Origin of the sequence: Streptomyces sp. AK02-01A (assembly GCF_033795305.1) — a bacterium.
Classification (GTDB): Bacteria; Actinomycetota; Actinomycetes; order Streptomycetales; family Streptomycetaceae; genus Streptomyces.
In genome coordinates this window covers 101,161-113,683 of sequence record NZ_JARBAE010000023.1, presented here as the reverse complement: position 1 = coordinate 113,683, position 12,523 = coordinate 101,161, and the positions used below count along the sequence as shown (strand labels likewise).

General features: G+C 69.4%; 12 protein-coding genes and 1 pseudogene. 9 read left to right on the top strand and 4 right to left on the bottom strand.

The annotated features are described in order from the left end of the window. Positions 1 to 209: pseudogene (locus tag PV679_RS21675) on the bottom strand (xylosidase); the annotation flags it as partial. Between the two features lie 481 nt (positions 210 to 690). Here PV679_RS21675 and PV679_RS21670 point away from each other — a divergent pair. Further along, positions 691 to 1,242 carry a DUF4328 domain-containing protein gene (locus tag PV679_RS21670; protein WP_319681993.1) on the top strand — a complete coding sequence of 184 codons (552 nt, stop codon included), beginning with the start codon at positions 691 to 693 and terminating at the stop codon, positions 1,240 to 1,242. A gap of 144 nt (positions 1,243 to 1,386) precedes the next feature. Here PV679_RS21670 and PV679_RS21665 read toward each other — a convergent pair whose 3' ends face one another. After that, positions 1,387 to 1,845, bottom strand: a complete 459-nt coding sequence (locus PV679_RS21665; protein WP_319681992.1) for a MarR family winged helix-turn-helix transcriptional regulator — start codon at positions 1,843 to 1,845, stop codon at positions 1,387 to 1,389. Between the two features lie 157 nt (positions 1,846 to 2,002). Between PV679_RS21665 and PV679_RS21660 the strand changes: the two genes are divergently transcribed. The 4 genes from PV679_RS21660 (at position 2,003) to PV679_RS21645 (ending at position 5,793) form a co-directional block, all read left to right on the top strand. Then, positions 2,003 to 3,223, top strand: a complete 1,221-nt coding sequence (locus tag PV679_RS21660) for an MFS transporter (protein WP_319681991.1) — start codon at positions 2,003 to 2,005, stop codon at positions 3,221 to 3,223. Positions 3,224 to 3,324: 101 nt separating this feature from the next. Next, positions 3,325 to 4,149, top strand: a complete 825-nt coding sequence (locus tag PV679_RS21655) for an aldo/keto reductase (protein WP_319681990.1) — start codon at positions 3,325 to 3,327, stop codon at positions 4,147 to 4,149. Positions 4,150 to 4,263: 114 nt separating this feature from the next. After that, positions 4,264 to 5,274 carry an aldo/keto reductase gene (locus PV679_RS21650; RefSeq protein WP_319681989.1) on the top strand — a complete coding sequence of 337 codons (1,011 nt, stop codon included), beginning with the start codon at positions 4,264 to 4,266 and terminating at the stop codon, positions 5,272 to 5,274. Between the two features lie 84 nt (positions 5,275 to 5,358). Next, positions 5,359 to 5,793, top strand: a complete 435-nt coding sequence (locus tag PV679_RS21645; RefSeq protein WP_319681988.1) for an SRPBCC family protein — start codon at positions 5,359 to 5,361, stop codon at positions 5,791 to 5,793. Positions 5,794 to 5,877: 84 nt separating this feature from the next. Here the strand turns inward: PV679_RS21645 and PV679_RS21640 are convergent, their stop codons facing one another. Further along, positions 5,878 to 6,780: an oxidoreductase gene (locus PV679_RS21640; protein ID WP_319681987.1), complete on the bottom strand. Its 903-nt coding sequence runs from the start codon at positions 6,778 to 6,780 to the stop codon at positions 5,878 to 5,880. 61 nt (positions 6,781 to 6,841) lie between these two features. Here PV679_RS21640 and PV679_RS21635 point away from each other — a divergent pair, with 61 nt between their 5' ends. From PV679_RS21635 to PV679_RS21625, 3 genes are all read left to right on the top strand, one after another. After that, complete coding sequence (locus PV679_RS21635; protein ID WP_319681986.1) at positions 6,842 to 7,432, top strand: TetR/AcrR family transcriptional regulator; 591 nt, start codon at positions 6,842 to 6,844, stop codon at positions 7,430 to 7,432. Between the two features lie 141 nt (positions 7,433 to 7,573). Beyond that, the gene (locus PV679_RS21630) at positions 7,574 to 8,305 is read left to right on the top strand and encodes a ribonuclease H (protein WP_319681985.1); all 732 of its coding nucleotides are present in this window, start codon (positions 7,574 to 7,576) and stop codon (positions 8,303 to 8,305) included. A gap of 218 nt (positions 8,306 to 8,523) precedes the next feature. Further along, positions 8,524 to 9,822: an FAD-dependent oxidoreductase gene (locus PV679_RS21625; protein ID WP_319681984.1), complete on the top strand. Its 1,299-nt coding sequence runs from the start codon at positions 8,524 to 8,526 to the stop codon at positions 9,820 to 9,822. A 40-nt stretch (positions 9,823 to 9,862) separates the two neighbouring features. On the opposite strand, the gene PV679_RS21620 is transcribed toward PV679_RS21625, so the two are convergent. After that, entirely contained in the window at positions 9,863 to 10,237 is a 375-nt protein-coding gene (locus tag PV679_RS21620) for a hypothetical protein (protein ID WP_319681983.1), read from the bottom strand. Positions 10,238 to 10,371: 134 nt separating this feature from the next. Between PV679_RS21620 and tap the strand changes: the two genes are divergently transcribed. Then, on the top strand, positions 10,372 to 12,519 hold the full coding sequence (gene tap, locus PV679_RS21615; protein WP_416069772.1) for a telomere-associated protein Tap: 2,148 nt from the start codon (positions 10,372 to 10,374) through the stop codon (positions 12,517 to 12,519). The last annotated feature ends 4 nt before the right edge of the window (positions 12,520 to 12,523 follow it).

The following is a 12,523-nucleotide window of genomic DNA, read 5'->3' as shown; positions in this document are numbered from 1 at the left end:
TGCCACCAACTGTTGATCGGCGCACCGTCACCGATACACGCGAACCAGCCCTGATAACCCACGGTGATTTTACCGACCACATCACCCGGAGGAGACGCGGCCGGGGCGGCCGGCGCGGCTGTCGCCGTCGTGACACCCGGCAGACCGCCGCCGACGGTGGCGGCGCCGGCGAGTGCGGACACGATGACGGACCGTCTGGAGATGCTCACGGGATTCCTCGCTATCGGCTGATCGGCCGGCGGCTCACGGGCAGAGCCCGGCGGCGCGGGCACGAAGACATTGCGGACCGTTCGGAGCACAGGGAGTGACCCGCGTCCCGGCGGGCCACTCGTAGACAACCTATGGACAAGGCAATGCATGGACAAGATGACTGCATGCAATTTTTTGACGTGCGCACACAAACTCCCGGCTGTATGGCGGGAAAAATCTGTGCGTGCCTCACTATGCCTTTCGGTGACGCTCGTTGATGTTCGTCGGCGTTTCCTTCCGGACGGCGGAGCTGCCGGAGCCATGCGCGATGATCCGGGCGTGCCGGCTTCCAGAGGATGATCAAGTCCTTGGACGCGTTCACCGCGCGGCGCTAGGTTGCTCATCGTCTCTGCGCGTGATCAGCGCCGCAGTCCTTCTCTCCATGGGGTTATCGTGCAACCGGAAACAGTCGACGCCGTATCAGCGCCCACCGTGCCGACGGTGAGCGATCCGAGGCGGCTGGCGATCGCCGCCCAGGTCGTGATCTGTGTCGAGTTGCTGACGCAGTTCGCACTGGTGCTGCTCGGCGAGGGCGCGGCGGAGGACTTCCCGCAGGCCATGCAGGTCATGGCGCTGGTGACGGGCGTCTCGTTCGTTGTGCTGATCTGCTGGCTCCGCCGCTGTCGGCTCAACGCGGAAGCGTTCGCGCCCGGCACCCACCGCTACAGACCGGGCTTCGCGATCGGAGGCTGGTTCATCCCGGTGGCCATGTTCTGGATACCGCGCCGGGTCACTCTCGACACCCGCCGGGCGAGCGGCCTCTCCGGTAGAAGCCTGCTGGTCGAAGGGTGGTGGTGGACTCGGCTGGTCAAGGTGCCGGTGGCCTTGGCCGTCACGAGCTCCACAACGAATCCGATGTTCTCTCCTTACGTGGCACTGCTCAGCACCACCTCCGGAATCATGCTGCTCCTGGCGATCCGGGAGATCACGGCGGCCCAGGTCGCACGGACCGGGACGCGGCCGACCGACGCCGTGCCGGCCACGGCGGTCTGACCGGAGGCGACGCGGCTCGCTGCCCGCGCGTCCTGTCACGCCGGGCGGCGGCCGCTCGACCGACCACACGCGCCAGAAGGTCCCCGGTGAAAGCCGGGGACCTTCGTCGCTTTCCGGGAGAGGTCGCCGGCGGCCGGCGGGCGGTCAGGCCGCGGCCTTGAGTGACTCGACGGCCCGCACCAGAGGAGCGAGTTCCCGGTCCTCGGCGGCCTCGTCCAGTGCCTCGCGCAGGGCCGCGTCATTGGTGGGCCGCGCCCGGTCGAGCAGCTCCGTGCCGGCCTCGCTGACGTTGGTGTAGATACCGCGCCGGTCGGTCGGGCACAGATAGCGGGCGAGCAGTCCACGGTCCTCAAGGCGTGTGACCAGCCGGGTGGTCGCGCTCTGGCTCAGGACGACGGCGTTCGCGACCTGCTTCATCTGCAGATGGCCGCCGACTCCGTCGTGCTGGCGGCTGAGGACGTCGAGCAGCGAGTACTCGCGGACGCTGAGTCCGTGCTGTCTCTGCAGTTCCCGTTCGACACGGGACTCGATTTTCCCGTGGAGCAGGGAGAGCGCGCACCAGCCTTGGGCGAGGGCGGTCAGCGCGGGATCTGTGGCGGTCATGGGTGCCTCCTGGCGGCAGCGGGTCCCCGGCCGGGTGGTGGACCCGGAGCCTTGAGATAGGACGCGTCTACAATACTTCCGTTTGCAATTATCCGGCGCATGCAATTATTGTGGACGCTCGTAAGGCGCTACCGCATATCGATGGAAGGTTTCTCCCATGCCTCTCGCCCTCCTGGCCCTCGCCATCGGGGCCTTCGGGATCGGCACCACAGAGTTTGTGATCATGGGGCTGCTTCCCGAGGTCGCCTCCGATTTCGGCGTCTCGGTTCCCACCGCCGGTTACCTGGTCACCGGGTACGCACTCGGCGTCGTGGCCGGTGCCCCGCTCATGACGGTCCTCGGTACCAGGATCTCCCGTAAGAACATGCTGATGCTGCTGATGGGGCTGTTCGTCATCGGCAATGTCGTTTCCGCGCTGGCCCCCGTCTTCGGGGTCATGCTCGTCGGCCGGATCGTTGCCTCGCTCGCACACGGCGCGTTCTTCGGTATCGGCTCGGTCGTCGCGGCCGAGGTGGTCGCGCCCGAGAAGAAGGCCGGGGCCATCGCGATGATGTTCACGGGCCTGACCGTCGCCAATGTCGTCGGCGTGCCGCTGGGGACCTTCGTCGGCCAGAGTGCCGGCTGGCGGGTCACCTTCTTCATCGTCGCCGGGCTGGGTGTGCTCGGGCTGCTGGGCATCGCCAAGCTGGTGCCGGACATGCCCAGGCCCGAAGGCGTACATCTGCGCCACGAGCTCGGTGCGTTCCGCAATGTGCAGGTGCTGCTGGCGATGGCGATGACCGTGCTCGGCTTCGGCGGAGTCTTCGCCGCGATCACGTACATCGCGCCGATGATGACGGACGTGACAGGCTTCGCGGACTCCTCCGTGACCTGGCTGCTGGTCCTGTTCGGACTCGGCATGGTCGTGGGCAACCTGACCGGCGGCAAGTTCGCCGACCGGGCCCTGATGCCCATGCTGTACACCGCGCTGGGCTCGCTGGCCGTGGTCCTCGCCCTGTTCACACTGACGGCGCACAACAAGGCCCTGGCGGCCGTCACGATCTTCCTGATCGGAGCACTGGGCTTCGCGACGGTGCCACCGTTGCAGAAGCGCGTCCTCGACCAGGCGGCCGGCGCGCCGACACTGGCGTCGGCGGTCAACATCGGCGCCTTCAACCTGGGCAACGCGCTCTCCGCCTGGCTGGGCGGGATCGTCATCGCCAGGGGCCTCGGCTACACCGCGCCGAACTGGGTCGGTGCCGCGCTCGCCGCTGCCGCGCTGCTCCTCGCGGTTGTCTCCAGCGCTCTGGAACGCGGCGCCGGTCACCGTGCGCGCTCCGACACCGACACCGGTCCGGCGCCCGCCGAGGCGGAGCATGTCCCCGCCGTTCATCGCTGAGGCCCGCCGCACCGTACGGCCAACTGACCTCCGATCAGGTGCCGTCCCGTATCCCGGGCCGGCACCGGACCACCGCACAACCCGAAAGAGTCAAGGACATCATGAGTTCCGTACCGAAGCTCACCCTGAACAACGGTGTCACCGTCCCGCAGCTCGGCTTCGGTGTCTTCCAGGTTTCCGACCAGGAGACCACCGCCGCCGTCACCAGCGCACTGGAGGCCGGCTACCGCAGCATCGACACCGCGGCCGTCTACGGCAACGAGGCCGGCGTCGGACGAGCCCTCGCCTCCTCCGGGACGGCCCGCGACGAGCTGTTCGTCACCACCAAACTGTGGAACGACGACCAGGGCTACGACACCACCCTGACCGCCTTCGACACCGCACTGGAAAAGCTCGGTCTGGACTACGTCGACCTGTACCTCATCCACTGGCCCACTCCGGCGCGTGACACGTACCTCGACACCTGGCGCGCACTGGAGAAGCTCCTCGCCGACGGGCGCACCCGCGCCATCGGTGTGTCCAACTTCCAGCCCGCGCACCTGCGGCGACTGCTGGACCACTCCGGCATCGTCCCCGCGGTCAACCAGATCGAGCTCCACCCGGGCCTTCAGCAGAGCGAACTGCGCGCCTTCCACGCGAAGCACAACATCGCCACCGAGGCATGGAGCCCGTTGGCCCAGGGCGCGCTGCTCAAGGACGAGGCGATAACCGGGATCGCCGAGCGGCACGGCAAGTCCGCCGCGCAGGTGGTTCTGCGCTGGCACCTGCAGCTCGGTAACATCGTGATCCCCAAGTCCGTCACTCCCGCGCGTATCCGCGAGAACATCGACGTCTTCGACTTCGCCCTCACCCAGGACGACCTCGACGCGATCACCGCGCTGGACCGTGGCATGCGTACCGGCCCGGATCCCGACACCCTCAACTGAACCGTCGGCTCCCGGGCGCGCCGTCGGCGGGCGCGGCGCGACAGCCGCGCCCGCCGGGCCCCGGCCCGTCCGGATCCAGCACACCCTCACCTCCCGCTTTCAGGAAGTTCTCTCATGACCATCAGCTCCTTGCTGCCCGGCCGGCTCGGCTTCGGCACCGCACCGCTCGGCAACATGTTCCGCGCGATCCCCGAGGAAGAGGCGGCGGCCACCGTGCGCGCGGCCTGGGACTCGGGCATCCGCTACTTCGACACCGCTCCGTTCTACGGCGCCGGTCTGGCCGAGATCCGGCTCGGCGACGTGCTGGCGGAGCATCCGCGTGACGCTTACGTCCTGAGTACGAAGGTCGGCCGGGTGATCCTGGACGAGGTGGAGGACCCGGCGGTCCGCGACCTCGGCGAGAAGGGCGGACTGTTCGAGCACGGCCGTCCCAACAAGATGATCAACGACTACTCCGCCGACGCCACCCTGCGCTCCGTCGAGGACAGCCTCAAGCGGCTGAGGACCGACCGCCTCGACATCGTCTGGGTGCATGACGTGGCCCAGGACTTCTACGGCGACGAGTGGCTGTCCGTCTACGAGTCGGCGCGCACAGGGGCCTTCCGCGTTCTGACCCGGCTGCGCGAGGAAGGCGTCATCAAGGCGTGGGGCCTGGGTGTCAACCGCGTCGAGCCTCTTGAGCTCACTCTCGACCTGGACGAACCCAGCCCCGACGCCTTCCTGCTGGCCGGCCGCTACACACTGCTCGACCACGAGCGTGCCCTGCAGCGGCTGCTGCCCGCGGCCGAGCGCCAGGATGTCGACATCGTGGTCGGCGGTCCCTACAGCTCGGGCATTCTGGCCGGCGGCACACACTTCGAATACCAGGAGGCGTCGCCCGAGATCATCGCCAGGGTGGAGCGCGTCAAGGCCGTGGCCGAACGGTTCGGTGTCGGCATCAAGTCGGCCGCGCTGCAGTTCTCGACGGCCCACCCGGCCGTCGCGGCGGTCATTCCCGGCGCCACCCGGCCCAGCCGGATCGCGGAGGACGTGGCGGCGCTCGACGCTCCGGTCCCCGGCGAGTTCTGGGCGGCGCTGCGAGAGGAGCACCTGATCGCTCCCGGCGCTCCGACCCCCACCGTCTGAGACCGTGGCACAGCCCGCGCACGCCCACTCGGCCCTGCCACCCGCACCGCTTCCTTCGCACGGAACCACGGCTGGAGAAACACCATGACCACTACGCCCGCTTCCGCCGCCACCTCGGTCTCGCTGGAAATCCCCGCGACCGCCGACAAGGTCTGGCAGCTCATCGGCGGCTTCGGCGCACTGCCCGACTGGCTGCCCTTCATCACCAGCAGTGTCCTGAGCGAGGGCGGTCGGCTGCGCACCCTCGCCACCGCGGACGACGAGGTGGTGGTCGAACGACTCGAAGCCTTCGACAACGCCGGCCGCACCTACAGCTACTCGATCGAGCAGGCTCCTTTCCCGGTCACCGCCTATCTGTCGACGATCAAGGTGAGCGATGCGGCGGGTGAGGGCGCGGCAGTCGTGGAATGGTCCGGCACCTTCACTCCCGCCGGTGTGAGCGAGGACGAGGCGATCGCCTTGTTCCATGGCGTCTACAGCGACGGCCTGGCCGCCTTGAAGGAGGCGTTCGACGGCTGAACCCGGCCGGAGCGGGATGAGCGGCGCGTACGCCTCGCACCACCGCGGGCGCCGCGATGCCCGGGAGCCGCTGCCGCGACGACGTCACGGCAGAGGCAGCGGGTAGGCCGTCCCGGTGAGATCCTCGGACCGGTCCCAGAGCTCCCGGGCCAGAGCGTCGTCCTCGGCCGCCGAGCTGCGGCCGACAAGCGTGGGGTGGCCGCGCTGCTCTCCTCGTCCGTCGGGTCCGGCATAACTCGCGCCGGGGATGTCCTCGGTGGCCGCGAACAGCGTCGGGAGCGCTCCGGCCGGGCCGCTCTGCATGACGAGCCGTCCGACGGTGGCGGCGACCAGGGTCATGACGGGACCGAGATGGCGGTTGAGTCCGGTGGTGGCCGCACCGGGGTGTGCCGCGACGGCGCGCAGTGCGGAGCCGGACGCCGTCAGACGGCGCTGGAGCTCCCGCGTGAACAGCAGGTTGGCGAGCTTGGACTGACCGTACGCCGCGGCGGCGCGGTACGGCCGCCGCTCCCAGTTGAGGTCGTCGAGATCGAGGCTCGCGCGCCTGTGGGCGTTGGAGGCGACGGTCACCACGCGGCCGGTGATCCGGGGCAGCAGCAGATTCGTCAGTGCGAAGTGCCCCAAGTGGTTGGTGCCGAAGTGCGGTTCGAAGCCGTCCCTGGTCCGTAGCAACGGCACATTGGCCACGCCCGCGTTGTTGACCAGGATGTCGAGAGGCCGGTCCCACGCGGCCGCGAACCGCCGGACCGACGACAGATCGGCCAGGTCGAGACGCAGCACCTCGGTGCTGCCGCCGATCCGATCCGCCGCCTGCCGCGCGGTGTCGACATCCCGGACGGCCAGGACGACCCGGGCGCCGGCGGACGCCAGCGCCCGGGCGGTCTCCAGACCGATGCCGCCGCCGGCGCCGGTGACAAGCACCGTGCGGCCTCTCTGGGGCGGGAGGTCGGTGAGGGTCCAGGAGGTGGTGCGCGTGGAAGTGGTCATGACGTCAATGTAGGCGGTGGATACATTGTAGTCAATGACAACATCGAGGTAAGGTGACCCGGTGACCACACCTCGGCCCTACCACCATGGAGATCTGCGGACCGCTCTGCTCCGACAGGCGGAGCGGATGCTCGCCGCTGATGGCGTGGACGGGCTGTCCCTGCGGGAACTGGCCCGCGAGGTCGGAGTGAGCCATGGCGCCCCGCGGCGTCACTTTCCCGACAAGCGGGCCCTGCTCGACGCGCTGGCCGAGGAGGGCTACGAGCGGCTGGGCCGCAGACTCGACGCGGCCCTCGGCGGCGAAGGTGAATTCACCGAACGCCTGGTGACCTTCGCCCAGGTGTATGTCGCCTTCGCGGTCGAACACGGCGCCCTGCTCGGTCTGATGCACACCTCCAAGGACGGCACCGGTGGCGCACGACTGCGCCAGGCCAACGACCGGGCGTTCGCCGCTCCCGTCCGGCTGCTCGCGGACGCACGGGCCCGCGGTGACATCGACGCCGATACCACCGGCCGCGTCGACATGACCGTTCTCGCCGTCCTCCAGGGCCTCGCGGTCCTCGCCGCCACGGGCATGAACAGCGGCAGGCCCCTCGACACACTGGTGTCCGAGACCGTCGAAACACTGGTGGCCGGCCTGCGGCCCCGATGACACGGCACAGCTCCGCCGGCCCACGCCTGACGCGCCCGGGACGGTCATCGGCCGGCCGGTCACCGTGTCGGCCCTCGTCCGACGCGGGCCGCGAAGGACGGAGAGGCGAGGGCGCGGTCCTGGGCGAGTCACCGCACTGGCATGATCGAGGACATGGCTGAACGTGTTATCGCCGCGTGTGACGGGGCGTCGAAAGGAAATCCCGGGCCCGCGGGCTGGGCCTGGGTCATCGCCGACGGCGATGGGACCGTCGTCCGCTGGGAGGCCGGCCCGCTGGGCAGAGCGACCAACAATGTCGCGGAACTGACCGCGCTGGAGAGCCTGTTGACGGCTACCGCGCCGGATGTCCCGATGGAGATCCGGATGGACTCCCAGTACGCGATGAAGGCGGTCACCACCTGGCTGCCCGGTTGGAAACGCAAGGGCTGGAAGACATCCGCCGGCCAGCCGGTCGCCAACCAGGAGCTGGTCGTCAGCATTGACGCGCTGCTCGACGGCCGCTCCGTGGAGTTCCGTTACGTACCGGCGCACCAGGTCGACGGGGACCGGCTCAACGACTTCGCGGACCGGGCCGCGAGCCAGGCGGCGCTCGCCCAGCGGGCCGCCGGCAGCGAGCACGGCTCGCCGGAGCCGCCGCCCTCTCCGGACACGCCACGGTCCGGTGGCGCCCGTCGGGGCTCCTCCGGTGGTACGGCGAAGACGGCGGCCGCGTCACGGCCGCGTACCACGGGGGGCTCGAAGAGGACACTCAACGCCAAGTTTCCCGGCCGCTGCCGCTGCGGACGCTCGTACGCCGCCGGCGAGTCCATCGCCAAGAATCCGGAGGGCTGGGGACATCCGGCCTGTGCCACGGCCACGGGCGACGGAGCGTAGTCGCGGGCCCGGCCGATCGTGATGCTGTTTCCGTCGCCGAGGCCTCTTTCCGTCGCCGAGGCGGTCGTCTTCTGTCTCAAGAGCCTGCCGGCCGCACCGGGAACGCCGTGGTCTTCCAGCACCGAGTATCTGGCACATCGTCAGATCAGGCGTGGGAAGAAAACAACGACGAGGTGCGGCGAAGTATTCTTGGTAGTCGTTGAGGCGAGGAGGGTGTTATGACTGACACGGCAGTCACCCGCACCACTTGCGCGATCGTCGGTGGCGGCCCGGCGGGCATGATGCTCGCGCTGCTCCTGGCCCGAGGAGATGTCGACGTCACCGTGCTGGAGAAGCACGGTGACTTCTTGCGGGATTTCCGCGGAGACACCGTGCACGCGAGCACACTGACACTGCTGGACCAGCTCGGCCTCGGAGACGAGTTCGCACGGCTGCCGCACCGGCTGATCACCTCTCTGACCTTGCCCGTCGGCACGGACGACTCGGTGGCCATGGACTTTGGTCTGCTCCCCGGCGCCCACAAACACATCGCCATGGTTCCGCAGTGGGACTTCCTCGGAATGCTGCTGGAATCCGCCGAGCGTGAGCCGACCTTCCGGATCAGTATGAAGACCGCCGCCACCGTGCTGATCACCAACGGCGACAAGGTCGTTGGCGTGCGCCACCGCGACGAGCGGAACAACACGGGAGAGCTGTACGCGGACCTGGTTGTCTGCTGTGACGGACGGGATTCGGTGTTGCGCGCCGACAGCGGTCTCCCGATGAAATCCTGGCCCACTCCCATGGATATCGAGTGGTTCAGGCTGTCCCGTCGGCCCACCGACCGGAAAGGTCTGGGCATGGTGATCGGCGGTGGCGGAATGCTGGTCTACATCGACCGCGGTGACTACTTCCAACTGGCACTGCCGATCAGAAAGGGCACCGACGGACAGTGGCGCGCGGGAGGAATCGAAGCGATGAGACGGACCGTCGCGGAGATCGCACCCTGGCTCGCCGACCGGGTGGAGGAGCTCCGCTCCGTGGACGATGTGAAGGTGCTCGGCGTCCAGTTGAACCGTCTGCGTCGTTGGTACCGCGACGGCCTGCTGTGCATCGGTGACGCGGCCCACGCGATGTCGCCGGTCGGTGGCGTCGGTATCAATCTGGCGGTGCAGGACGCGGTGGCCGCGGCCCGCTTGCTGGCGGGACCACTGCGCACAGGAAGCGTACGGCCACGGACGCTGCGAAGAATTCAGCGGCGGCGGATTCCGTCGACTCTGGTCACACAGACCGTCCAGCGGCTGATGCACCGGTTCACCATCGCGCCGGCGCTGCGCGAGACAAACGCGGCGTCCGCACACACTGAGCCGAACAGGCTGCGAGTGCTGCTGAAACGCCATCCCCGACTGCTGATCCTGCCGGCCTGTCTGTTCGCGATCGGGTTCCGGCCGGAATCGGCTCCCGCCTTCGCTCGACGGCCGGCCGCCGGTCCCGCTCGCGCTGCCGATTCCGCTCGTGCCGGCGGGGCCGGTCCGTAACGGGTCAGGTCCTGTGCCGGACGGTGAGGAGTGCCCGGTACTACGGCCCGTCCGACCCGGCGGGGCGCCACTCCCGTGGAGGAGGCTCGCGCGCGACCCGTTTCAGTTCCATCCGCGCTTCCACGACAGCGCCGCGTTCGAGCGTTGACCAGTACGGATGCGTCGACACGGCCACCGACAGCTCCAGCAGCCGCCCGCGCAGCCGAGCCTCCTCGGCCTTCTGCTCCTCGCTGTAGCCGGGACTGTCCGGAAAATCCGGCCGGTACTCGCTGTACGGGGTCCTGTCGCCGCTCCAGCCCGGCGCCGGTTCCACGCTCCAGGGCAGCTCGCGGCAGAACGCCTCGTACGCCTCGCGCGTCCGGTGCAGCTCCCGCTGCGCGTCACGGAGGTCCTGAGGGAAATCGGCCGGCTCCACATCTGAAAGGTATGTCTGTTCGAATGGGATCGCGGTCACGGCGATGGGAGAGCGCTGTTCCCGGTCGGACGGCGGCTTCCTGAAGCCTCTCGCCTCTCGTGCGTTCCAGGTTAATTCGACTGTTCGCTCCGTCTATGATCAGGACGGAGGTGATCTCTGTGCCCCATGGCCAGGATGAGCTTTTCGCGTCGGTCGACGCGCTTCTGGAGGAGGTGGCCGCGCAGGAGGCGTTGCCGGATCCGGAGGAGCGCAAGCGACTGCGTGAGGCGAGCGGACTGAGCCAGGAGCAGGTCGCGAGGGCTCTGTCGGTGCGGCGGGAGACCATCACCGGCTGGGAGTCGGGACGGACGGATCCGCGGCCGCCGAAGCGCGCCGCGTACATCCGTCTTCTCGAAGGTCTCGCGGCCCGCCACCCGGCCCCGGCCGGCCCGGCGGTGCCCGAGGCGATCATGGAACCGGTGACCACGCCGGAGCCCGCCGTGCCCGCGTCCCCGCCCGTCCCGGTCCCGGCGCCCGCGAAGGCCCTGCCGGTGGCGGAGACGGACCGGCCGCCGGCGCGCCGTCCGGCCGCGAAGAGGGCCCCGAAGAGAGAGCCGGCCACCGTCCTCGCCGGAGCCGTGGACCCGCGTTTCGAGAACGGCCCTCTCGCCGTCCTGGACGGCGACGGGAACGCCTACACCGGCGGACTGGTGCTGGACTGCCCGGCCAGGACGGTCGCGTCACTGGTCGACTGGACGCTCGCGGACGCCGGGCTCGGCGCGCCGCGGCTGCACCGGTCGGGCAAGGACGCCGACCCGCTGATCGTGCTCACCGCGGCGGCCGTCGAACGGCTGGGCCTGCCCGGTCGGTTGGAGGACCGCAGGGGCCTGCGGCTGCCCGATGACCACAAGGTGCTCAAGCAACTGGCCAAGGCGAAGTGGCAGCTCACGCGGCGCGGCTTCGGCCCATGGGCGCGGGTCTACCGTCCGGCGCAGGGCGGCCGGCGCCAGTGTGTGCAGTTCGCGATCGTGCCCTGGGGCGCTCTCGACACCCGCGCCTGGGGCAGTGCGGATCAGTTGCCGCCGGCGGATCTGGCACATGTCCTGGGGACCTATGCCGCGCGCGTCATCACTCCGCGCGGTTCGACGGCGGTGTCGGGTCTGGAGCTGATGACCGCGCTGCGTCCGCCGACCCGGGCCGTAAAGGACGAGGCGACCGGCACATGGGTGTCCGGACCGATGCCCGGCTCGCTGACCGCGACGGCCGACCCGGCGCCGCCGGAGGCACCGGACGAGCATCCAACCGTCGCCGCGCTGTATCCGCGTGCCCATCGGCGCACGCCGGACCAGGTCCTCGACGAGGAGGCGTACGAGTGGATCCGCGATGTCGATCTGCTGACCGGTGAGGAGTGCGCGAAGGTGTACGCGGTCGGTATCGACGTCAACATGGCGTTCGCCGCCGCCGCCAACCGGCTGATCGTCGGCACCGGCCCCGCCGTCCATGTGAAGGCACCGGTGTTCGACAAGAAGCTGCCGGGCTCGTGGCTGGTCGACCTGTCCCATGTCGTCGTCGACCCGCGACTGCCGAACCCGTTCACCCCGCACGGCGCCCGGCCGTCCGGTCCGGCCTGGTACGCCACGCCGACCGTCGCGTACGCGCTGGAGCTCGGTGACGACGTCCGGCCGATCGAGGCGTACGTACGGACCGAGAACGGCGCCTACCTGGATCCCTGGTACACCCGGCTGCGTGACGCGTATCTGGCCACCATGGACGAGCTGGGCGTCCGAACCGGGATGAGCGAGCCGGACTTCCTGGCCGCGATGAAGACCCACAAGCAGACGGACCCCGGCCGGAGCCTGGTGCTCTCCGCGATCAAAGCCACCGTGAAAGGCGGTATCGGAAAGCTCCGCGAACGCCCGCAAGGCGTGTCGCACCGGTACGGCGAACGCTGGCCGGCCCTGGAACGTCCGACCTGGCGCCCCGACATCCGCGCGGCCGTCATCTCCAGCGCCCGGATCAATATGCACCGCAAGATGCTCAGACTCGCGGGCGCGGGTCTCTTCCCGCTCGCCGTGCTCTCCGACTGCGCCGTCTATCCGTCCGACGGACCGAGCCCGCTCGACTTCCTGCCGCGCACCGAGGACGGCAAGCCGCTGCCCGGCGGCTTCCGCCTCGGAGTATCGCCCGGCATGGTCAAGCACGAAGGCACCCAGGACCTGACGTGGGCCGTGCGGATGCTCGAAGAAGGCCACAACCCCGCCCGGCACATCAAGGGCACCGACGCGTCGGTCGACGGAGAGTAGGAAC